The following is a 22,491-nucleotide window of genomic DNA, read 5'->3' as shown; positions in this document are numbered from 1 at the left end:
ATACATGACAAAATTACGTGTTCATGAATATGCGAAACAAGTAAGTAAGTCAAGTAAAGAAGTAATTGAACAATTATCCAAGCTCCAAATTGACGTAAAAAACCATATGTCTATGTTAGAAATAGAAGCAATTAGCAAATTGGATGGTGTATATAAAAAGAATAGAAGTACACAACCAACTCATCATAATGAACAATCTAAAGGACAGCCAGGAACTCGTCCTGTAGCAAGTAAAGAGCACAACTCTTCTAGCACTGCTCAAACAAAACAAAAAAATACCCAAGGAAGTACTATGAATAATAATTCGACTTCAAGAGAACATTCAAAATCAAAACAAAACACAAATAATAGTCAAGGCCGTTCAAATAATAACGGTAATAATAACAATCGCGGAGGTCGTGGAGGAAATTCTCAAGGCGGCAACCGTAACTTTAATCAAAAGAGAAAACCAGGTATCCATGGCGGACAACGTCGTAAAAATCGTCCGCAACCTGCACCACAACCAGCTGTTAAGAAAGAACTACCAGAAAAAATCACTTTCTTTGAATCGTTAACAGTTGGAGATTTAGCAAAAAAATTAGGACGCGAACCATCTGAAATTATTAAAAAGCTATTTATGTTAGGAGTAATGGCTACAATTAACCAAGAATTGGATCAAGATGCAATTGAGTTAATATGTGCTGATTACGGTGTAGAAGTAGAAGAAGAAGTACGTATTGATGTTACAGACCTTGATACTTATTTCGAAGAAGACGAAAATGAAAACCAAGCAGATATCAAAGAACGTCCTCCAGTTGTAACAATCATGGGTCACGTTGACCATGGTAAAACAACATTATTGGATTCAATTCGTAATACAAAAGTAACTGAAGGAGAAGCTGGTGGTATTACACAACATATTGGTGCTTATCAAGTAGTTGTAAAAGACAAAAAAATTACTTTCTTAGATACACCAGGACATGCTGCGTTTACAACTATGCGAGCACGCGGAGCAAAAATTACCGATTTAACTATTTTAGTTGTAGCAGCTGATGATGGTGTAATGCCTCAAACAATTGAAGCGATTAACCATGCCAAAGCTGCAGAAGTGCCAATTATTGTTGCTGTCAACAAAATGGATAAACCAACTGCAAACCCGGATCGTGTCATGCAAGAATTAACTGAACATGGTTTGATTCCTGAAGATTGGGGTGGCGATACAATCTTTGTTCCAATTTCTGCTTTAAAAGGTGAAGGAATTGACCAATTATTAGAAATGATTTTATTGGTTTCTGAAGTAGGTGAATTAAAAGCGAATCCAAAACGTCGTGCAATTGGTTCTGTTATTGAAGCGCAATTAGATAAAGGTCGCGGTTCAGTTGCTACACTATTAGTACAAAATGGTACTTTACATGTAGGCGATCCAATCGTAGTAGGTCATACATACGGCCGTGTCCGTGCTATGGTTAACGATGTAGGTCGTCGGGTAAAATCTGCTGGACCATCAACACCAGTTGAGATTACAGGCTTAAATGAAGTACCACAAGCTGGTGACCGTTTTGTTGTATTCGAAGATGAAAAAACAGCACGTCAAGTTGGTGAAGCTCGTGAAGCTACAGCAATTCAAGCACAACGTTCAGAAAAACAACGTGTAACACTGGATAACTTATTTGAACAAATGAAACAAGGCGATATGAAGGAATTAAATTTAATCGTTAAGGCAGATGTTCAAGGTACTGTTGAAGCTATGGCAGCATCTCTTATGAAAATTGATGTAGAAGGCGTAAACGTGAAGATTATTCATACAGGTGCTGGTGCAATCACTGAATCTGATATCTCACTTGCAGCCGCATCTAATGCGATTGTCATTGGCTTTAATGTTCGTCCAGATGTTAATGCAAAACGTGCTGCTGAAGCAGAAGGCGTAGATATTCGTCTTCATAGAATCATTTATAAAGTAATCGAAGAAATTGAAGCTGCCATGAAAGGTATGCTTGATCCAGAATTTGAGGAAAAAGTAATCGGAGCTGCTGAAATCCGTGAAACATTTAAAGTATCTAAAGTAGGTACAATTGCTGGTGGTTATGTAACTGAAGGTAAATTAACACGTGATAGTGGCGTTCGAGTAATCCGCGATGGTATTGTAATATTTGAAGGTGAATTAGATTCTCTAAAACGTTTCAAAGATGATGCTAAAGAAGTTGCGAAAGGTTATGAATGTGGTTTCACAATTAAGGACTACAATGATATTAAAGTTGGAGACGAAATTGAAGCATTTATCATGGAAGAGATTAAACGCTAATGATCATTTATGCAGAGTGTGAATTCTTCGTCCCTTCTGCACATTCGCTAAAGGAGAAAAGAGCTGTATTACAACGTATGATTACTCGTACAAAACAAAAATACAATGTCTCCATAGCGGAAATTGATTATCAAGATGTTTGGCAAAGAACCCTTTTAGCACTTGTTTCCGTTGCATCCTCACAACAAGCAGCAGAAAAAGAGCTAGGTCGTGCTATTGCTTTTCTCGAATCAAATCCTGAATGGCAATGTCTCAACATACAACGAGAGTTTTTATAGAAACTGAGGTGAAACGATTATGTCAATGCGTTCAAATCGTGTTGCGGAACAAATGAAAAAAGAACTTGCTGATATTATTAGTCGTAAGTTAAAAGATCCACGAGTTGGTTTCGTTACTGTAACAGATGTAGATGTAACAGGTGATTTACAACAAGCAAAGGTATATATCACCTGTTTAGGTTCAGAAACAGAACGTCAAGATACGATGAAAGGTCTAGAGAAAGCAAAAGGCTTTATTCGATCAGAGATTAGTCACCGTATTCGTTTACGAATTACACCCGAAATTTCATTTGAGTTTGACTCATCTGTTGAGTACGGTAATCGAATTGACACATTGTTACGTCAACTTCACGATTCGCAAGAATAATAATCGAAAAAGCCTGCAGATACAATTTGCAGGCTTTTTCTAATGTGATATGTGACTATTAGGTATATTAAGTTTAAAATTGTATCAAGCGTGTTGATTAGGATAAAGTAGGAAGAATAGTTTCCTTTCATCTAACTTTCAAATTGCTTGTGTCTCATTGTTTACTAATTGTAGCTTTGGGCTCTCGCGGGAAAGCTAGCAATCCACGTAGCGGATCTCTATTAATCTTCCGTTTTTAAAGATAAAAATGGATAATTAATCTGCATGAAATTATATTTTATAAGTAAAGGAGCGAACATGCATGCAGCATGGCATTCTCCCATTATGGAAAGAAAGAGGCATGACCTCTCATGATTGTGTATTTAAAATTCGTAAAATTCTTCACACAAAGAAAGTAGGTCATACCGGAACATTAGACCCTGGTGTTGAAGGTGTACTACCAATTTGCATAGGTAATGCAACAAGACTTGCTGAATATCTAACAGACGCAGGAAAAGTATATGAGGCGATTATTGAAATTGGAACGTCTACAACTACTGAAGATGCTGAAGGAGATGTTGTAGAAGAAGATACAACAGAAAAACATATTACCCGCCTTCAAGTACTAGAGGCATTAAAAGCATTAACTGGGGTAATAACTCAAACTCCACCAATGTTTTCAGCTGTCAAAGTAAATGGTCGTAAATTATATGAATATGCTAGACGTGGCGAAACAATTGAACGTCCTACCCGTCAAATAACAATCTATGCACTAGATTTACTGGATCATTGTGAAGAATATCATGGCAAGACGATTACATTTCCTGTGCGAATAGCATGTAGTAAAGGAACATATATCCGAACATTAGCTGTTCAAATAGGTGAAATACTTGGTTATCCTGCACATATGGCCTCATTAGTACGTACAAAATCGGGTACATTTACAAAAGAAGATTGTGTCACATTAGATCAATTACAAGAAAAAGCCGAAAATGACAAGTTAAATGAATGTATCAAGCCATTAGAATATGCGTTAGTTGACTATCCACATTTTGAAATAACAACAGATAACCGAAAAAAAATCATAAATGGTCAAGTTCTGCCAATGCATCCTTCACTTGAAGAACATGATAGAATAGTTTATATGGAAAATAACAAAGCGGTTGCTGTCTATGTAAAGCATCCGGAGAAAAAGGGACTTATGAAACCAGAAAAAATGTTCCCGAAAGTTGATTAGGAGGCAGTCGCATGAAAGTCATTCAACTGATGTACCCTCATCAAATCAGTTCAGATAAAATTAAGGGGCCTTATTCTTTAGCAGTTGGATTTTTTGATGGGGTCCACCGTGGACACCAAGCTGTAATTGAAGAAGCAAAGATGCAAGCTGAGAAGAAAAACTTAAAACTTGCAGTAATGACATTTGATCCACATCCATCCATTGTATTAGGACAGCGTAAAGAGCAAGTATTTTATATTACGCCACTTAAACAAAAATTAGAAGTTTTGGAAGAACTACAAGTAGAAACCGTATTTGTTGTTCGTTTTACTTCAGATTTTGCTAAACTAAGTCCACAAAAATTTGTTGATGTCTTTATTCGAAATTTGAATATTAAACATGTTACAGCTGGATTCGATTTTACTTTCGGAGCGATGGGACGCGGTTCGATGAAAGATTTACAAGAAATGAGTAATGGAGATTATGAAGTAACCGTAGTTGAAAAACAGCAGCAATCTTCAGAAAAAATTAGTTCAACACGGATTCGACATGCATTAAAAGAAGGAGATATGGAAAAGGTTCGAGAGCTACTTGGTCGACCATATCAAATTCCTGGAATTGTTGTTCATGGGGACAAGCGTGGACGGCAAATAGGTTTTCCAACTGCAAATGTACAAGAAGCAGAAGGTACTTTTATCCCTGCAATTGGTGTTTATGCTGTACGATTGCAAGTACAAAATGAATGGCACGATGGAGTTTGTAATGTAGGCTATAAACCAACATTTAAAAACCCTGACGAAAAGAATTTGACAATTGAAGTCTATATTAATAATTTTAATAAAAATATTTATGGTGAAGAAGTAAAAGTAGATTGGTATAAATATCTGCGTGGTGAACAAAAATTTGATGGAATTGAGTCTTTAAAAGCACAAATTGAAGTAGATAAAAGACAAGCAATGGAATACTTAAGTCACTGTAAGTAAAGTAATAATAGTTGCATAGGAAAAAGCTTTGTGTTAATATTTCTAAAGTGACTTGCTTATAAATCACTTAACCATTACTTGGCACATCGAATCACCAACGAGTAGCTCAGTAATCGGGGATATTTTAATTTAGGAGGTGAATAGGATGGCACTAACACAAGAACGTAAAAACGAAATCATTGCTGAATACCGTACTCATGAAAGTGATACTGGTTCACCAGAAGTTCAAATCGCTGTCCTTACGGAAGAGATTAACAACTTAAACGAACATTTACGTGTTCACAAAAAAGACCACCACTCTCGTCGCGGTTTATTCAAAATGGTCGGACGTCGTCGTAACTTATTAAAATACTTACGTGAAAATGACGTACAACGCTACCGTGAAATCATTACTAAACTCGGCTTACGTCGATAAAATGCAATTTTGTGAAAGCGGGCTTGTCCCGCTTTTTCTTTATGCTTCAATTAATTTTACCTCCTATTTAATAATTGAAACTGAAGTTTAGAGAAATGTTTCGCAAAGCATTATTATTTTTGATAAACTACAAGTAACTACATAACATAAATATATATGTCATTAGGTTTTCTTTTTAAGAGAGGAGTTCAAACATGAACGAGAAAAAGGTTTTTACCTATGAATGGGCTGGACGACCTTTGCAAATTGAAGTTGGTCAGCTCGCAAAACAAGCTAATGGGGCCGTAATGGTACGTTATGGAGAAACAGCTGTATTATGTAATGCAACAATGTCCAAACAACCTAAGCAAGCGGATTTCTTCCCATTAACAGTTAACTACGAAGAAAAATTATATGCTGCTGGTAAAATACCAGGTGGATTTATTAAACGTGAAGGACGTCCTTCTGAAAAGGCTGTACTTACATCACGATTAATTGACCGTCCAATTCGACCTCTATTTCCAGATGGTTTCCGTAATGAAGTACAAGTTATTTCAATGGTTATGTCAGCAGATTCAGATTGTAGCTCAGAAATGGCAGCAATGCTTGGTTCATCATTAGCACTTATGGTGTCTGATATTCCATTTGATGGCCCAATTGCTGGTGTTCAAGTAGGTATGATTGACGGTGAATTCATCGTAAATCCAACAGTTGATCAATGGAAAGATTCTATCATCAACTTAACAGTTGCAGGTACAAAAGATGCGATCAACATGGTTGAAGCTGGTGCTTTAGAAGTTCCAGAAGAAACAATGTTAGAAGCAATTATGTTTGGTCATGAAGAAATTAAAAAATTAATTGCATTCCAAGAAGAAGTAACTGCTCAAGCTGGTAAAGAAAAAATTGAAGTTGTTCTTCATGAACTAGATGAAGAGCTAACGCAAGCCATTACTTCTGAATACGAAGAAAAGATGAATGCAGCGATTCAAACCCATGAAAAACATGCACGTGATGAAGCAATCGAAGCAGTAAAGGCAGAAGTTATAGCAAAATATGAAGAGCAAGAAGCTGACGAAGAAACATTAAAACAAGTAAGTCAAATTCTAGATAAAATGGTAAAGGAAGAAGTTCGTCGTTTAATTACTGAAGAAAAAATTCGCCCAGATGGTCGAAAATTAGATGAAATTCGTCCTTTATCTTCTGAAGTAGGTTTATTACCACGTGCACACGGTTCAGGCCTATTCACACGTGGACAAACTCAAGCATTATCTATTTGTACATTAGGTGCATTGAGCGATGTTCAAATTATTGATGGTCTTGGAGTAGAAGAATCTAAACGCTTCATGCACCATTACAATTTCCCACAATTCTCTGTTGGTGAAACTGGGCCAATGCGTGGACCTGGTCGTCGTGAAATCGGTCACGGTGCTCTAGGAGAGCGTGCATTATCAGCAATTATTCCGGATGAAAAGGACTTCCCATACACGATTCGTTGTGTATCAGAAGTATTGGAGTCAAACGGTTCCACTTCACAAGCTAGTATTTGTGGGTCATGCTTAGCACTTATGGATGCAGGTGTACCAATTAAAGCGCCAGTTGCAGGTATTGCAATGGGTCTTGTGAAAAAAGGCGACTATTATTCAATCTTGACTGACATCCAAGGGATGGAAGATCACCTTGGTGATATGGACTTTAAAGTTGCAGGTACAGCTAAAGGTGTAACAGCACTTCAAATGGATATTAAAATAGATGGACTTTCTCGTGAAATTCTTCATGAAGCTTTAGTTCAAGCAAAACGTGGTCGTATGATTATTCTTGAATCTATGCTTGCTACTCTTTCTGGACCAAGAGATCATTTATCAAAATATGCTCCAAAGATTAAAAGTATCCATATTAACCCAGATAAAATTCGTGATGTCATCGGACCTGGTGGTAAACAAATCAATAAAATCATTGAAGAAACTGGCGTAAAAATTGATACAGAACAAGATGGTACAATTTTCATCTCGTCTTCTGATGAAGATATGATTAAACGTGCAAAGGATATCATTGAAAATATTGTACGTGAAGCACATGTAGGCGAATACTATATGGGTAAAGTAAAACGTATCGAAAAATTTGGTGCTTTCCTTGAAATTTTCCCAGGAAAAGACGGTTTATTGCATATCTCTGAAATTCAAGAAGAACGCACAAAAGCTGTTGAAGACGTCTTGAAAATTGGCGATGAGTTAATGGTAAAAGTAATTGAAATTGATCGCCAAGGTCGTGTCAATTTATCACGAAAAGTAGTAATCAAAGAAGAAAAAGAACGCGCTGAACAATAAAAGCGAAACGCGCTCGTTTAGCTTTATCGGCCATATGTTCCTCCGACAGAGGGGCGCATTTTTGCCCCGTCCGAGGAGGGTTATCTGGCCCGAAAAGCTAGCGCGTGCAGCTAGAGAACAATAAAAGCGAAACGCGCTCGTTTAGCAAAAGAGGAAGTTCGGCTAAATTCGTCACGTCATGTGACAACGCCGAACGCTTTTGTATCCTGAGAGGCTCAAACACAATTAAAAAGTACGAGGTTGTCCGTTTAGTATTCGACGGCAGCCTCTTTTTTACATAAGGAGGTAATTGTTTGGTAACAAAATTTATATGTCAAAATGGTGTGCGTATTTTAGTTGAAAACTTACCCTATGTTCGATCTGTATCAATGGGAATTTGGGTAAATGTTGGATCTGAAAACGAAAGTGCTGAAGAGAATGGCATTACGCATTTTATTGAACATATGCTATTTAAGGGTACATACAGTAGAACTGCAAAAGAAATTGCAGAATCGTTTGACAGAATTGGTGGACAGTTAAATGCTTTCACTTCAAAGGAAAATACATGTTATTATGCAGTTACGCTAGATCACCACGCTATTGAAGCGATTACAATGTTAGCAGATATGTTTTTCCATTCTAAATTTGAAGAAACTGACATCGAAAGAGAAAGACAAGTAATCTATGAGGAAATGGCGATGGTAGAAGATACACCTGATGATGATGTAGATGAACGACTGTGGAGTGTAATGTATCCAAATCATTCAATGGGAGCACCTATTTTAGGAACAGAAGAAACATTATCAACTTTTACTAAAGAGAAAATTGAATCATATATCTATGAAAATTACACCCCGGATAAAGTTGTGATCTCAGTTGCTGGAAATATTTCAAACGAGTTAGTCGATAAAATGATTTCACTATTCGGTCAGTTCACAAATTCTACTCATCAAACCAATAAAATTAGTAAGATACCAATGTTTGTTCCTGGAAAAACAATTAAAGAGAGTAACACAGAACAATCACATCTAGTCTTAGGGTACGAGGGATTGACAGTAAAAGACCCTGATTTAGTAAGTTTACTTGTAGTCAACAACATTTTAGGGGATACGACTTCCTCAAGACTATTTCAGAAAGTACGAGAGGAAAAGGCTTTAGCTTATTCCATTTTCTCCTATTATTCTGCATATGAATATGCAGGTGCTTTTATGATTTACGGTGGTACTTCACCAGATAAGCTTACTACATTAGAGGAAACAATTCTTGAAATAACAGAGAACATAGTAAATGATGGCGTATCGAAAATCGAGATTCAGTATGCGAAAGAACAATTAGAAAGCAATTTATTATTGGGACTTGAAACATCAAATGATTTCATGAATCGTAATGCGAAAAATGAACTCATTTATGGTGAAGAAAGAACAGTCAATCAGACTTTACAGGAACTATATGATGTTAACGAGGAGAGCGTTAATCGAGTTATTCAAAATTTGTTAACAAAAACATATGCAAGTTCTGTTATTAAGCCAGCTAAGGGGATTTAAACTTGTCTCCTTAGCTTTTTTATGCACGGGAAAAGCTTGGGCGACATACACTGTTAATACGGGAAAAGGAGGGATTGAATGCTCTTATCGGAGCTTGCAGACAAAGAGTTAATTCAGATCAAAGATGGTGTTCGCTGCGGTCTTCTCGCAGAAACTGAGTGTTTACTTAATGTTAAAACAGGGCAAATTTATGGATTTGAAATAGTTAATAAAGGCTATCGATTACCTTTTCAATCAAAAGAAAACAAAGTACAATCATTTATTCCGTGGACTGAAATATCGTTGATTGGAGAAGATCGTATTTTATTTAAAAAAACACAGCCCTTATCAGCGGGGTATACAAAATGATGAAGGATAAATGGCTGATACTAGGGAAGGATTTGCGATTTAAGGAGTTAGCCGTGCAACTTTCTCTTGATTTTGAACAAGTAATTTATAAATATACAGATACTTGGAATGATGAAATACAACAAATTTTATTAACAGAAAAACCACAAAGAATTGTATTACCAATTCATGCTGTTGAGTTACCCAAATATGCATTTGAGGCGTTGCCAAAAGGTGCTGCGGTATTTGTCGGTAAAAGTAATCAAACATTACAACAAGAACTTCAATATGTAGATGAAGATCGAGCAATTTACTATTTACAAGATGAATCCTATATATGGTTAAATGCAAGATTAACATCAGAGGGAATGCTGTGTGCTTTTTATGAGCTTGAGAGTGCCTCTGTTTATGGCAAATCATTTTATGTGACAGGATTTGGTCGAGTAGCCAAAATGCTAGCATACATGTTGCATAAATTAGGAGCAAATGTTCATATTTTAGCAAGATCAAATAGTCAAATTCAGGAAGCAATTGCTTATGGATATACAGCATCACAGCTATTACCTGAAAATTTGACAGAACCTTATTATTTAATTAATACAATCCCAAATAAATGGTTTACTGAAGAATTCTATCAACAATTGGATCATTCCGTTACAATTTTTGATGTAGCATCAGCGCCAGGATGCTTAAATATAGAAGATACCGAGAGCGTTAACTATAAATTATTGCCTGGCCTTCCAGGAAAGTATTTTCCACAGGATGCAGCGAATTTATTAGCACAAGTAATTATTCGCAAAAATAACGAACTAAGGGAGGGATAAAGTGTTAGAAGGAAAACGTATTGGCCTTGGTATAACTGCGTCACACTGCACCTATGAAGATGTTATACCTAAAATTACAACTTTAACGGAGCAAGGTGCAACTGTTGTACCAATTATTACAAATTCTGTACTAACAGCTGCAACGCGTTTTGGAACCGGTGCAGAGTGGATTGAAAAAATAGAAGCCTTAGCTGGTCATGAAGTAGTTAAAAGTATAGTTGAAGCAGAACCTTTTGGACCTTCCAATCCTTTAGATTGTATGGTTATTGCTCCTATGACAGGAAACTCTATCAGTAAATTTGCAAACGCAGCAACGGATTCTCCTGTATTGATGGCGGCTAAAGCAACTTTACGAAATGGGAGCCCTGTTGTATTAGGGATTTCAACAAATGATGCACTTGGCTTGAATGGAGTAAATATAATGAAATTATTAAATACTAAAAATATCTATTTCATTCCATTTGGTCAAGATAATCCGACTGGAAAGCCAAATTCAATGATATCTGATTTTACGCAGTTATTGCCTACGGTTGTAGCTTCCTTAGATAAGAGACAATTACAGCCTTTGATAATTCAATATACTAAATAATTAAATTATTATATAAAATTCTTACGACTTATGATACAATAGCGCCATTATCTAATGAACAGTTGAGGAGAGATGTATGATGGCTAAAGAATATACAGTAGCAGTAATTGGAGCTACAGGTGCAGTAGGAACAAAAATGATGGAGCAGCTTGCAAAGCGTAAGTTTCCAATTGGAAAGTTGAAGTTACTTGCATCAAAACGTTCTGCTGGTAAGGAACTTACATTTAATGGTCAAACATACACAGTAGAAGAGGCGACACCAGAAGCTTTTGAAGGAGTGGATATTGCCTTATTTAGTGCAGGGGGATCTGTCTCTAAAGCATTAGCTCCTGCTGCTGCAGAGCGTGGAGCAGTTGTGATTGACAATACAAGTGCATTCCGTATGGATCCAGAAGTACCATTAGTTGTACCAGAAGTAAATCCACAAGATTTAGCAACTCACAAAGGTATTATTGCAAACCCAAATTGTTCAACTATACAAATGGTTGCAGCACTTGAACCAATTCGCCAAGCATTTGGATTGAAAAATTTAATCGTCTCTACATATCAAGCTGTGTCAGGGTCAGGAATGAGTGCGATTGAAGAATTAAAAGAACAAAGCCTGCATTTTGACCAAATAAAAAATGTAGAAGCACATGTATTACCAGTAAAGGGCGATAAAAAACATTTTCCTATTGCAGGTAACGTTATTCCACAAATTGATGTGTTTACTGAAAATGGTTTCACTTATGAAGAAATGAAAATGATTAACGAAACAAAGAAAATTATGCACGCGAAAGAATTACCTGTTGCTGCAACATGTGTACGTGTTCCAGTTGTAGCTGGACATTCTGAGTCTGTGTATATTGAAATTGATCAAGAAAACGTAACTGTAGAAGATATTAAAAAAGTATTACAAGAAGCTCCAGGTGTAATTGTGCAAGATGATATTACATCTCAAGTCTATCCAATGCCAATTTATTCTGAAGGCGAAGATGAAGTATTTGTAGGACGTATTCGAAAAGATTTAACAAAAGATAATGCTTTCCACCTTTGGGTTGTAGCAGATAACTTATTAAAAGGAGCAGCATTAAACTCTATTCAAATTGCCGAAAAGATGATTGAAGAAGGATTAATCTGAGGGGGCATAACAAATGAATATTGGTAATATTGCTACTGCGATGATTACACCATTTTGTGAAGATGGCTCAATTCATTTTAAAATGGTTTCAGAGGTAATAGAGCATTTAATAGCGAATGGTACCGATGCAATCGTTGTTTGTGGTACAACAGGTGAATCACCAACATTGTCACATGATGAAAAAGTGGCCTTAATCCGATTTGTTGTGAAAACAGTTGATAAGAGAATCCCCGTTATTGCAGGGACTGGAAGTAATAATACACAAGCTTCAATGGCACTTACTAAAGAAGTTGAAGCAGCCGGGGCAGATGGAGTTATGTTAGTTGCCCCTTATTACAACAAACCAAGTCAACAAGGAATGTATACACATTTTGCAACAATTGCTAATTGTACATCATTACCAGTAATGTTGTACAATATTCCAGGACGTTCAATTGTTAATATACAACCACAAACCATTTTGGAGTTAAGTAAAATTCCAAACATACAGATTGTTAAAGAGGCTAGTGGTAGTTTAGATCAAATGACGGAAATTTTAGCTAAAGCTCCTGAAGGATTGAAAGTTTACTCTGGAGATGATGGCTTAACATTACCGCTATTAGCAATAGGTGGTTCAGGTGTTATTTCCGTTGCAGCACATGTAGTTGGAAATGATATGCAAAAAATGGTTTCTTTATTTAAAGAAGGTAATCATCAAAAAGCAGCAACAATACATCAAGCATTATTACCAGTAATTCGAGCTTTATTTGCAACGCCAAGTCCTTCCACTGTAAAATACGCCTTAACCAAATTAGGAATAGGGTCAGAATATGTTAGATTACCAATTGTAACACTGACAGATCAAGAAAAATTAGCCTTTGATCTTGTGTGGGAAGACTATTTGGAAAAGCAAAAACAATTTTAGAAAATAATTTTTTGAATGGGCAGCCTTGCCCATTCTTTTTTTGTTTGTGAAAACTCCCAACAATAGATATAATGGGAGTAAGTGGTTTGTGTTCGGGATTATTTTAGGAGGAAATCAAGTGGCAAAAACAAAAAATGAAGTTATTCGCGTCATTCCACTAGGTGGCGTTAGTGAAATCGGCAAGGCTATGTATGTCGTTGAAATCGACGAAGAGCTTTTTGTCGTAGATAGTGGACTTATGTTTCCAGAGGATGAAATGCTCGGAATAGATTACGTTATTCCAGACATGACGTACTTAGAGGAAAACAAATCTCGTGTGAAAGGGATTTTCCTTACACATGGACACGAAGATGCAATCGGTTCTGTAGCATATCTTTTACAAAAAGTTAATGCCCCTGTTTATGGTTCTAAACTGACAATTGCATTAGCAAAAGAACACTTGAGAGATTTGCCAGCTCCATACCCAGTAAAGTTTTTTGAAGTAACTAATAAGAGTCGGATGAATTTCCAATCAACATATGTGACGTTCTTCCACACAACTCATAGTATTCCAGATTCTTTGGGGATTGCTTTCCATACTTCTGAAGGAGCAATCGTGCATACAGGTGAATTTAAATTTGACCAATCAGCACAAGGAAAATATAAGCCAGACATCGCAAAAATGGCTGCACTAGGTGAGGAAGGCGTTTTTATCCTAATGTCTGATTCAACTGAAGCAGAACGTCCAGGATATACAATACCTGAAAACATTGTTCGTGAAAAGTTAGCAAAAACTTTCCATCATGCAGAAGGCCGTATTTTAGTTGCTCTTTATGCATCCAACTTTATTCGTATCCAACAAGTATTTGATCAAGCGACTGCTGCAGATCGTAAAATTGCGGTAGTAGGTAGAAGCTTAGAACATGTATTTGAAATTGGTATGCGTTTAGGCTATCTACATATAGATCCAGAACGTATTATTCCAGTTAGTAAAATGAATGACTATCCTGATGAAGAAATAGTAGCAATTATTACAGGAAATCAAGGTGAACCACTAGAAGGATTAGAAAAAATCATCCGTAAACACCACCGCGATATTCGTATTAAATCTACTGACACAGTACTTATTACATTTACACCGTCACCAGGTATGGAAGTCCAAATTGCTGATACGATGAATAGTCTGGCAAAAGCTGGTGCTAAGGTATTATCTGCTGATAAAAAGGTTCACGTTTCAGGACATGGCGCACAAGAAGATTTGAAATTGATGTTAAATCTTATGAAACCAAAATACTTTATTCCAATTCAAGGGGAATATCGTATGCTCATCGCGCATTCAAAATTAGCTCAACAAACAGGCTTATCAAAATCTCAAATTTTTATAGCAGATAAAGGGGATATCGTCGAATATAAAGGCGGTAAAATGCGCATGAGTGGTCGAGTGGCTGCAGGGAATATATTAATTGATGGCATTGGCGTTGGTGATGTTGGCAATATCGTCTTACGTGATCGTAAATTACTGAGCCAAGATGGTATTTTTATCGTTGTTGTTACAATCAACCGTCAAATGAAGAAAATTGCCTCAGGTCCAGAAATATTATCTCGTGGATTTGTTTATGTAAGAGAATCTGAAGAATTATTAAGTGAATCTTCTGAACTAGTAAGAACTGTTGTCGAAAAATATGTGAATAAAGGATCATATGAATGGACAAATATAAAACAAGAAATCCGTGACACGCTAAACTCTTATTTATTCCAAAAAACAAAGCGCCGACCAATGATTATCCCTATTATTATGGAATATTAATGCGTAAGCGGACTAAAAGGATTTCCTAACATCTGGTATGGTAGGGAATCCTTTTTTCCTTTCAATATATGAATACTTAAGAAAGTAGGTGGAGGCATGGCAATTGTTAAAAAGGGACCAGCAAAGTCAAAAAAAGCAGCATCAAAGGCAAAAAAAGATACACCATCGCATCCATTGATGTATGAAATTATTGGTCTCGTTTTAATTGGTTTTGCAATCATTATATTTTTTGAATATGGGATTGTGGGAAGATTACTTCAATCGTTATCGTTATTCTTATTTGGAAACTGGGCTATTGTAGTACCCTTCTTATTGATCGTTAGTGCTCTTTTATTGATGGTAAAAAGAACGGTTCCAAATCTCAAAAATCGATTAATAATAGGTAGTTTGTTAATTACAGGTGGACTAACACTATTTAGTCATATAGCGTTATTCGAACAATTATTTGAAGGAAATGTAATTCAAAGTAATTCTGTTTTAAAAGAAACATGGCGAATATTGATTACTAGTGGTGGTATAGAAGATCACAGTCATGCATTAGGAGGAGGCATGATTGGTGCAGTGTTATTTGCTTGTTTTTTTGCATTATTCGACTCTGCTGGTGCAAAAATAGCGGGTTGGTTAATGGTGCTTATCGGTATTGTATTAATAACAGGAAAAGCACTTATACCGTATTTGGCAAGTAAATTGCCAGCTATCAAAAAAACTATCTTACAAATGAAGGAAGATTCAGGAGATTCTATCAGTCGTAGGAAAGAAGCGAAAAAACAAAAAGCTGTAGAAAAGAAAAAGGATACTCGCAAAAATCGAAAAAGAGTAGAACGGGAGTTGCCTGTGCCTGAAGATGAACATCATGCAGCAACAGAAGTAGAACCCGTCAGTGAAGAACGTAGAGAACCCATTATTTCTGCCTTTACACAAAGAGTAGTGCATCCACAACAACCTGAGCCAGAAACAGTTGAGATGAATGCAGGAAGTTCACATAATGATGAAGATCACACGTCTATTGATACTTCAGATGAGGTTGAAAATGAAGCATATCAACTACCATCGATGAACAGTTTAAGACTTCCTCCACATACTGATCAAAGTGGAGAGTTTGAACTCATTCAAAATAATGCGCATAAATTGGAGCAGACTTTCCAATCTTTTGGCGTTAAAGCTACTGTTACGCAAGTGCATTTGGGGCCAGCTGTTACTGAATATGAAGTACTCCCTGATCGGGGTGTAAAAGTAAGCAAAATTGTTAGTTTACAAGATGATTTAGCATTAGCACTTGCTGCAAAAGATATACGCATTGAAGCACCAATCCCAGGTAAATCAGCAGTAGGTATAGAAGTACCAAATAAAGAAGTAGCAATTGTAAGTTTACGTGAAGTGTTAGAGTCTTCACAAAACAATAAACCAGATGAAAAGCTATTAATTGGATTGGGAAGAGATATTACAGGTGAAGCAAAACTGGCTAAATTAAACAAAATGCCTCACTTACTCGTAGCCGGTTCAACAGGAAGTGGTAAATCTGTATGTATTAATGGCATCATCATTAGCATACTAATGAGAGCAAAGCCTCATGAAGTTAAAATGATGATGATTGATCCAAAAATGGTTGAATTAAATGTATATAATGGTATACCTCATTTACTGGCTCCCGTTGTGACAGATGCTCGTAAAGCATCACAAGCATTAAAAAAAGTGGTTTCTGAAATGGAAAGACGCTATGATTTGTTTTCACATACAGGTACACGTAACATCGAAGGATATAATGAGCAAATTGATAAATTCAATGAAGAAAACGGTGAAAAGCATCCCAAAATGCCATTTATTGTAGTTATTGTTGATGAATTAGCAGATTTAATGATGGTTGCTTCTAGTGATGTGGAAGATTCGATTACACGTTTAGCACAAATGGCCCGAGCTGCTGGCATTCATTTAATTATTGCTACACAAAGACCAAGTGTTGATGTTATAACGGGGATTATTAAAGCAAATATACCATCTCGAATTGCTTTTGCAGTTTCATCAGCCATTGATTCTCGTACAATTCTTGACATGAGTGGTGCTGAACGTTTGTTAGGAAGAGGCGATATGTTATTCCTACCTGCAGGTGAATCGAAACCTGTTCGGGTGCAAGGTGCATTCGTCTCAGATAGTGAAGTAGAACAGATTGTAGAATTTGTTATAGCACAGCAAAAAGCTCAATATCAAGAAGAAATGATTCCGTCTGAGGAAGAAGAAATTCAAGATTTAGATGATACGGATGAACTTTTTGAAGAGGCTGTTCAATTAGTGGCTGCACAAGATACAGCATCCGTATCTTTCCTCCAAAGAAAGCTTAAAATAGGCTACGCAAGGGCTGCACGCATTATGGATCAGATGGAGGAAAGAGGGATTGTTGGACCGGCAGAAAAAAGCAAACCAAGAGAAGTATTGATTGGAAAATAATTTTAATAGATAATTTTGAATTTAACCAAAGAATGTAAAAAAATTGTCTAAATGAGCATAGATGAAATAAAAATTTATCTGTTTTAACACAGTTTTTTGTGAAAGTTATTTATTTACTTAAACAAAAATGGTATAGTAATGTCTGATTAGTAGGAATGTTTTACGTCTGATGTCTGATCTCTTATGGTGGTGGTTTATATGACAATAAAGTCTGATCATCGTCATCTATATCTTCAAGTGATTGATCATTTAAAGGCAGATATTGAACAAGGTGTTTATAAAGAAAATGAAAAATTACCTTCTGAATTTGAATTATCAAAATCACTTGGAGTCAGTCGTGCGACACTTCGTGAAGCTTTAAGACTGTTGGAAGAAGAAAATATTATTGTTCGAAGACATGGTGTAGGTACTTTTGTTAATCCAAAGCCATTATTTACATCTGGAATTGAACAACTTTCAAGTATTTCCTCTATGATTGAGGATGTTGGAATGCAGCCCGGTACAAACTACATAAGTTCTACCGAGCAGCTTCCAAATGAAGAAGATATAAAACGCTTTCAATGTGATGCTGATGAATCTTTAATAACGATTGAACGTGTGCGTACAGCAGACGGTGAACCGGTCGTGTATTGTGTGGACCAAGTGCCTGCAAAGTATTTACCAGCAGATTTCTTGCTTCGACATAATTCATCTATTTTTTCTGCTTTAGAGGAATCTGGAGAAATTCATGTAGCATATGCTGTTACATTTATAGATCCAGTTGGCTATCATAGTCAAGTTTCTCCAATATTAAAATGTGGGCGTGAAACTGCGCTCCTTGTTTTAAAACAGCTCCATTACGATGATAACGATCGAGTGGTGCTTTATTCACGTAATTATTTCAGAGCTGATAAATTCAGTTTCCATGTAGTTCGAAAACGTGTGTAAAACAAGTATGCATTCCTGCTATCGAAAATACAATGAAATTACTTTTTGGGGGGATTCAAGTGAAAACACGCAAAATAGGTTTAGCACTTTCTGCTCTTTTAGCATCTGGTACATTACTAGCAGCTTGTGGTTCTAACAACGCAACAGACACAAAAAAAGGCAATGACAAAAATTCATTCTCAGTTGCAATGGTAACTGACATCGGTGGTATTGATGACCGTTCATTTAACCAATCAACTTGGGAAGGTCTTCAAAAATTTGGTAAAGATAATGGCCTATCAAAAGGTAATGGTGGTTATGACTACCTACAATCTGCTTCTGAAAGTGATTACAATACCAACCTTAACAGTTTAATCCGTCGTAATTTTGATTTAGTATTTGCTGTAGGTTTTAACCTTCATGATTCAGTAGTTGAAGTAGCAAAACAACAAAAAGATGCTAAAATCGCTATTATCGATTCAGTAGTTGAAGGTCAAAATAATGTTGCTTCAATTATGTTCCGTGCAAATGAAGCTTCTTATTTAGCAGGTGCTGCTGCAGCTTTACAATCTAAAACTGGTAAAATCGGTTTCATCGGTGGTATGAAAAGCGAAATTATTGATGGGTTTGAAGCAGGATATGTAGCTGGTGCAAAAGCAGCAAATCCAAAAATCAAAGTTGATGTACAATATGCAGGTTCATTTGGCGATGCTGCAAAAGGTCAAGCTATTGCAAAATCAATGTATGATTCAGGGGATGATATTATCTTCCATGCAGCTGGCGGTACAGGTAATGGATTATTCACTGAAGCAAAAGAACGTAAGAAAAAAGATCCAAAAGCAGATGTATGGGTAATCGGTGTTGACCGTGACCAATATGACGAAGGTAAAGTAGATGACAAAACAAATGTTACTTTAACTTCTGTATTAAAACGTGTTGATATTGCGGCAGAAGATGTATCTAAACAAACAAAAGATGGTAAATTCCCTGGTGGAAAAACTATCACTTTTGGTTTAAAAGACAACGGTGTTGACCTAGCTGATTCTCGCGGTGCAATCACTCCAGAAACACAAAAGAAAATTGATGACTATAAACAAAAAATTATCAATGGTGACATTAAAGTTCCTGAAAAACCAGGTAAATAATAGTTAACCATATTCATCATAAAGGCCATAAACATTGGTCTTTATGATGTTTTTATCTCTTTGAAAAATTAATAGATGAAGGTATTTGAAGATTAAGAGAATTTTTTAGAAGCGAAATCAATTTCATAATTCTTAGTTTTTTGAAAAACACGAAATAAGAAAAGTATCAGTAAGCGGTAAGGGAGACAGATGAGACCCCAGTGAACAAAGTAGCGAAGAGCTCTCGGCGCTCGTCCGCGAAAAGTGCCGTCTTTAGCGTAATGTATAGTGGTTTATATATTTATACGAATAATCCTTGATAGAGATAAATTAAATTCGTGTTTTTAATTAGAAGTCTATTTGTGAAATAAATTCAAGCATTTAATCTTAAATCTATTTATGTAAATGATGGATAAGAGAATTCTAAAAATTACCACTCTTTAGTTTTTAAATCCTTTCTTGTGTTAATTTTTTTAACCTTTGTTAATTTATTAATTACAACCATAAATTTATAGTGTCTAAAGGAGTGAACACATTGGAATATGTGATAGAAATGCTGGGAATTCGTAAACAATTCGGCGATTTTGTAGCAAATGATAACATCACCCTTCAGCTAAAAAAAGGCGAGATTCATGCACTTTTAGGAGAAAATGGTGCCGGAAAATCGACATTGATGAACGTTCTTTTTGGTTTATATCAACCAGAGGCAGGAACAATCCGAGTTCATGGTAAGGAAGTAAAAATTACCGACCCAAATAAGGCAAACGATTTAGGAATTGGGATGGTTCATCAACACTTTATGTTAGTTGAAAATTTTACGGTGACGGAGAATATTATTTTAGGTAGTGAACCTACTAAAATGGGCTTGATTAATATTCGTGATGCGGCAAAAAAAGTACAAGCGCTATCAGAAAAATATGGTCTAAACGTAGACGTAAATGCAAAAATTGAAGATATTTCAGTTGGTATGCAACAACGCGTTGAGATTCTAAAAACATTATACCGTGGTGCTGACATTCTAATCTTTGATGAACCTACTGCGTCTTTAACACCGCAAGAAATTACTGAATTGATGCAAATTATGAAGCGCCTGATTGAAGAAGGAAAGTCGATTATTTTAATTACACATAAATTAAAAGAAATTATGGAAGTTTCAGATCGAGTAACAATTATCCGTAAAGGTCAAGGAATTGGAACGGTTAATACTGACGAAACAAACCCTGATCAACTGGCTGAGATGATGGTCGGAAGACAAGTTTTCTTTAAAACTGAAAAAGCGGAAGCACATCCAACAGATATTGTATTAAAAATCGAGAACTTAACAGTTGCCGATAATCGTGGCGTCGAAAAAGTTAAGAATTTAAATCTTACCGTTCGATCTGGGGAAATTGTTGGGATTGCAGGAATTGATGGAAATGGTCAATCTGAGCTAATCGAAGCAATAACTGGTCTTCGCAAAGTGAAGGGTGGCACCGTTACTTTAAAAGGTAAGAACATTACAGGATTAAAGCCTCGCAAAATAACAGAATCTGGAATTGGTCATATTCCTCAAGACCGTCACAAACATGGTCTTGTATTAGACTTCCCGATCGGACATAATATCGTTTTACAAACGTATTATCAAAAACCGGTTTCTAAAGGCGGTATTATTGATTATAAAACCGTAAATGACATTGCCAAGAAAATTATTGAGGAGTTTGATGTACGTACACCAAACGAAATGACTCCTGCTCGTGCATTATCAGGTGGTAACCAACAAAAAGCGATTATTGGTCGTGAAATTGATCGTGATCCAGAATTACTTATTGCAGCATTACCGACACGTGGATTAGATGTAGGAGCAATTGAATTTATCCACAAACGTTTAATTGAACAACGTGATAAAGGAAAAGCTGTATTACTGATCTCATTTGAATTAGATGAAGTAATGAATGTATCTGATACGATTGCTGTAATTCATGATGGCTCTATCATTGATACTGTAGCACCTCATGAAACAACAGAACAAGAACTTGGCTTATTAATGGCAGGTCAAACACTTCACAATGATCAAAAAAAGGTAGGTGACGAATAGTGTCTAAACGTACGACAAATATTCTAGTCCCTGTCATTTCTATCTTATTAGGCCTAATCGTAGGTGCAATTGTCATGCTTGTTAGTGGATTTAGCCCAGTAGATGGCTATATTGCATTATGGAATGGAGTATTTGGTAATAGTTACAACATTGGTGAAACAGTCCGTCAAATTACACCATATGTTTTTGCGGGTTTAGCTGTAGCTTTTGCATTTAGAACTGGGTTATTTAACATCGGTGTAGAAGGACAATTGATTGTAGGTTGGTTAGCAGCAGCATATGTTGGTTATGCATTTGACCTACCTAAAATCATTCATCTTCCATTAGCATTATTAGCAGCTGCAGTTGCAGGTGGATTATGGGCATTAATTCCAGGTTTATTAAAAGCAAAATTACAAGTGCATGAAGTTATTGTAACGATTATGATGAACTATATAGCTCTTTATGTAGCGAATGCAACTATTTCTGCACTATCAGGTGGAGCTGAGAAAACTGAAAAGATTCATGATTCAGCATCTCTTAGATCGCCATTCTTTGAAACAATTACAGATTACTCAAGAATGCATTGGGGATTTGTCATTGCAATAATCGCTGTTATTGTCATGTGGTTCTTATTAGAGAAAACAACACGTGGCTTTGAACTGAAAGCTGTTGGATTTAACCAAAATGCGTCAGATTATGCTGGTATGAATGTCAGCAAAAATATTGTTCTAGCAATGGTGATATCTGGTGTATTCGCTGGACTTGGTGGTGCTATGGAGGCACTAGGTACATTTGGTAATATCTCTAAGATGACAGCATTTACTGGTATCGGATTTGATGGTATCGCGGTTGCTTTATTAGGTGCAAATCAACCTTTTGGCGTATTATTTGGTGCTATACTATTTGGTTCGTTGAAAAATGGTGGACTTAATATGCCTAACGAAGCTGGAATCCCTGTAGAAATTGTATCAATTGTTATTGCTTTGATTATTTTCTTTGTAGCTTCTGGCTATATCATTCGAGTAGTACTTGAACGTTTAAGTAAGAAAAAAAAGGAGGAAAAATAAC

Annotated in this window: 19 protein-coding genes; all 19 read left to right on the top strand. The window is 36.2% G+C overall.

What is annotated here, in order from left to right; translation table 11 throughout:
• The first annotated feature begins 4 nt into the window (after positions 1-4).
• Positions 5-2,281 carry a translation initiation factor IF-2 gene (infB, locus tag CEF14_RS09500; protein ID WP_102692623.1) on the top strand — a complete coding sequence of 759 codons (2,277 nt, stop codon included), beginning with the start codon at positions 5-7 and terminating at the stop codon, positions 2,279-2,281.
• Positions 2,281-2,559, top strand: coding sequence for a DUF503 domain-containing protein (locus CEF14_RS09495; protein ID WP_102692622.1), 279 nt, complete (start codon positions 2,281-2,283; stop codon positions 2,557-2,559). Before infB ends, CEF14_RS09495 begins: the two co-directional genes overlap by 1 nt.
• A 19-nt stretch (positions 2,560-2,578) precedes the next feature.
• Positions 2,579-2,926 carry a 30S ribosome-binding factor RbfA gene (rbfA, locus tag CEF14_RS09490; RefSeq protein ID WP_102692621.1) on the top strand — a complete coding sequence of 116 codons (348 nt, stop codon included), beginning with the start codon at positions 2,579-2,581 and terminating at the stop codon, positions 2,924-2,926.
• Between the two features lie 301 nt (positions 2,927-3,227).
• Positions 3,228-4,142, top strand: coding sequence for a tRNA pseudouridine(55) synthase TruB (gene truB / locus CEF14_RS09485; RefSeq protein WP_102692620.1), 915 nt, complete (start codon positions 3,228-3,230; stop codon positions 4,140-4,142).
• A gap of 11 nt (positions 4,143-4,153) precedes the next feature.
• Complete coding sequence (gene ribF, locus CEF14_RS09480; RefSeq protein ID WP_102692619.1) at positions 4,154-5,104, top strand: riboflavin biosynthesis protein RibF; 951 nt, start codon at positions 4,154-4,156, stop codon at positions 5,102-5,104.
• Positions 5,105-5,249: 145 nt separating this feature from the next.
• Positions 5,250-5,519 (top strand): 30S ribosomal protein S15, encoded by a 270-nt coding sequence (rpsO, locus tag CEF14_RS09475; protein WP_066785740.1) that lies wholly within the window; start codon positions 5,250-5,252, stop codon positions 5,517-5,519.
• A 194-nt stretch (positions 5,520-5,713) separates the two neighbouring features.
• A complete protein-coding gene (gene pnp, locus CEF14_RS09470; RefSeq protein ID WP_102692618.1) occupies positions 5,714-7,822 on the top strand; it encodes a polyribonucleotide nucleotidyltransferase in 2,109 nt (702 codons plus the stop codon).
• 293 nt (positions 7,823-8,115) lie between these two features.
• Entirely contained in the window at positions 8,116-9,345 is a 1,230-nt protein-coding gene (locus tag CEF14_RS09465; RefSeq protein WP_102692617.1) for a M16 family metallopeptidase, read from the top strand.
• A gap of 78 nt (positions 9,346-9,423) precedes the next feature.
• On the top strand, positions 9,424-9,693 hold the full coding sequence (locus CEF14_RS09460) for a YlmC/YmxH family sporulation protein (RefSeq protein ID WP_102692616.1): 270 nt from the start codon (positions 9,424-9,426) through the stop codon (positions 9,691-9,693).
• Positions 9,690-10,496, top strand: coding sequence for a dipicolinate synthase (locus CEF14_RS09455; RefSeq protein WP_102692615.1), 807 nt, complete (start codon positions 9,690-9,692; stop codon positions 10,494-10,496). The genes CEF14_RS09460 and CEF14_RS09455 overlap by 4 nt, the downstream gene beginning before the upstream one ends.
• Before the next feature lies 1 nt (position 10,497).
• On the top strand, positions 10,498-11,085 hold the full coding sequence (locus CEF14_RS09450; protein ID WP_102692614.1) for a dipicolinate synthase subunit B: 588 nt from the start codon (positions 10,498-10,500) through the stop codon (positions 11,083-11,085).
• 79 nt (positions 11,086-11,164) lie between these two features.
• A complete protein-coding gene (locus CEF14_RS09445) occupies positions 11,165-12,205 on the top strand; it encodes an aspartate-semialdehyde dehydrogenase (RefSeq protein WP_102692613.1) in 1,041 nt (346 codons plus the stop codon).
• Positions 12,206-12,218: 13 nt separating this feature from the next.
• Positions 12,219-13,109, top strand: a complete 891-nt coding sequence (dapA, locus tag CEF14_RS09440; protein WP_102692612.1) for a 4-hydroxy-tetrahydrodipicolinate synthase — start codon at positions 12,219-12,221, stop codon at positions 13,107-13,109.
• A gap of 118 nt (positions 13,110-13,227) precedes the next feature.
• Entirely contained in the window at positions 13,228-14,895 is a 1,668-nt protein-coding gene (locus CEF14_RS09435; protein WP_102692611.1) for a ribonuclease J, read from the top strand.
• Positions 14,896-14,991: 96 nt separating this feature from the next.
• Positions 14,992-17,337, top strand: a complete 2,346-nt coding sequence (locus CEF14_RS09430) for a DNA translocase FtsK (RefSeq protein WP_102692610.1) — start codon at positions 14,992-14,994, stop codon at positions 17,335-17,337.
• A 198-nt stretch (positions 17,338-17,535) separates the two neighbouring features.
• Positions 17,536-18,264 carry a GntR family transcriptional regulator gene (locus CEF14_RS09425; protein WP_102692609.1) on the top strand — a complete coding sequence of 243 codons (729 nt, stop codon included), beginning with the start codon at positions 17,536-17,538 and terminating at the stop codon, positions 18,262-18,264.
• Between the two features lie 59 nt (positions 18,265-18,323).
• Positions 18,324-19,388, top strand: a complete 1,065-nt coding sequence (locus tag CEF14_RS09420) for a BMP family lipoprotein (RefSeq protein WP_102692608.1) — start codon at positions 18,324-18,326, stop codon at positions 19,386-19,388.
• 514 nt (positions 19,389-19,902) lie between these two features.
• Positions 19,903-21,441 (top strand): ABC transporter ATP-binding protein, encoded by a 1,539-nt coding sequence (locus CEF14_RS09415; protein ID WP_102692607.1) that lies wholly within the window; start codon positions 19,903-19,905, stop codon positions 21,439-21,441.
• A complete protein-coding gene (locus tag CEF14_RS09410; protein WP_102692606.1) occupies positions 21,441-22,490 on the top strand; it encodes an ABC transporter permease in 1,050 nt (349 codons plus the stop codon). The genes CEF14_RS09415 and CEF14_RS09410 overlap by 1 nt, the downstream gene beginning before the upstream one ends.
• Position 22,491: the final 1 nt, after the last annotated feature.

This window comes from Rummeliibacillus pycnus (genome assembly GCF_002884495.1).
GTDB classification, from domain to species: domain Bacteria; phylum Bacillota; class Bacilli; order Bacillales_A; family Planococcaceae; genus Rummeliibacillus; species Rummeliibacillus pycnus.
This window is presented reverse-complemented; position numbering and strand designations above follow the sequence as displayed.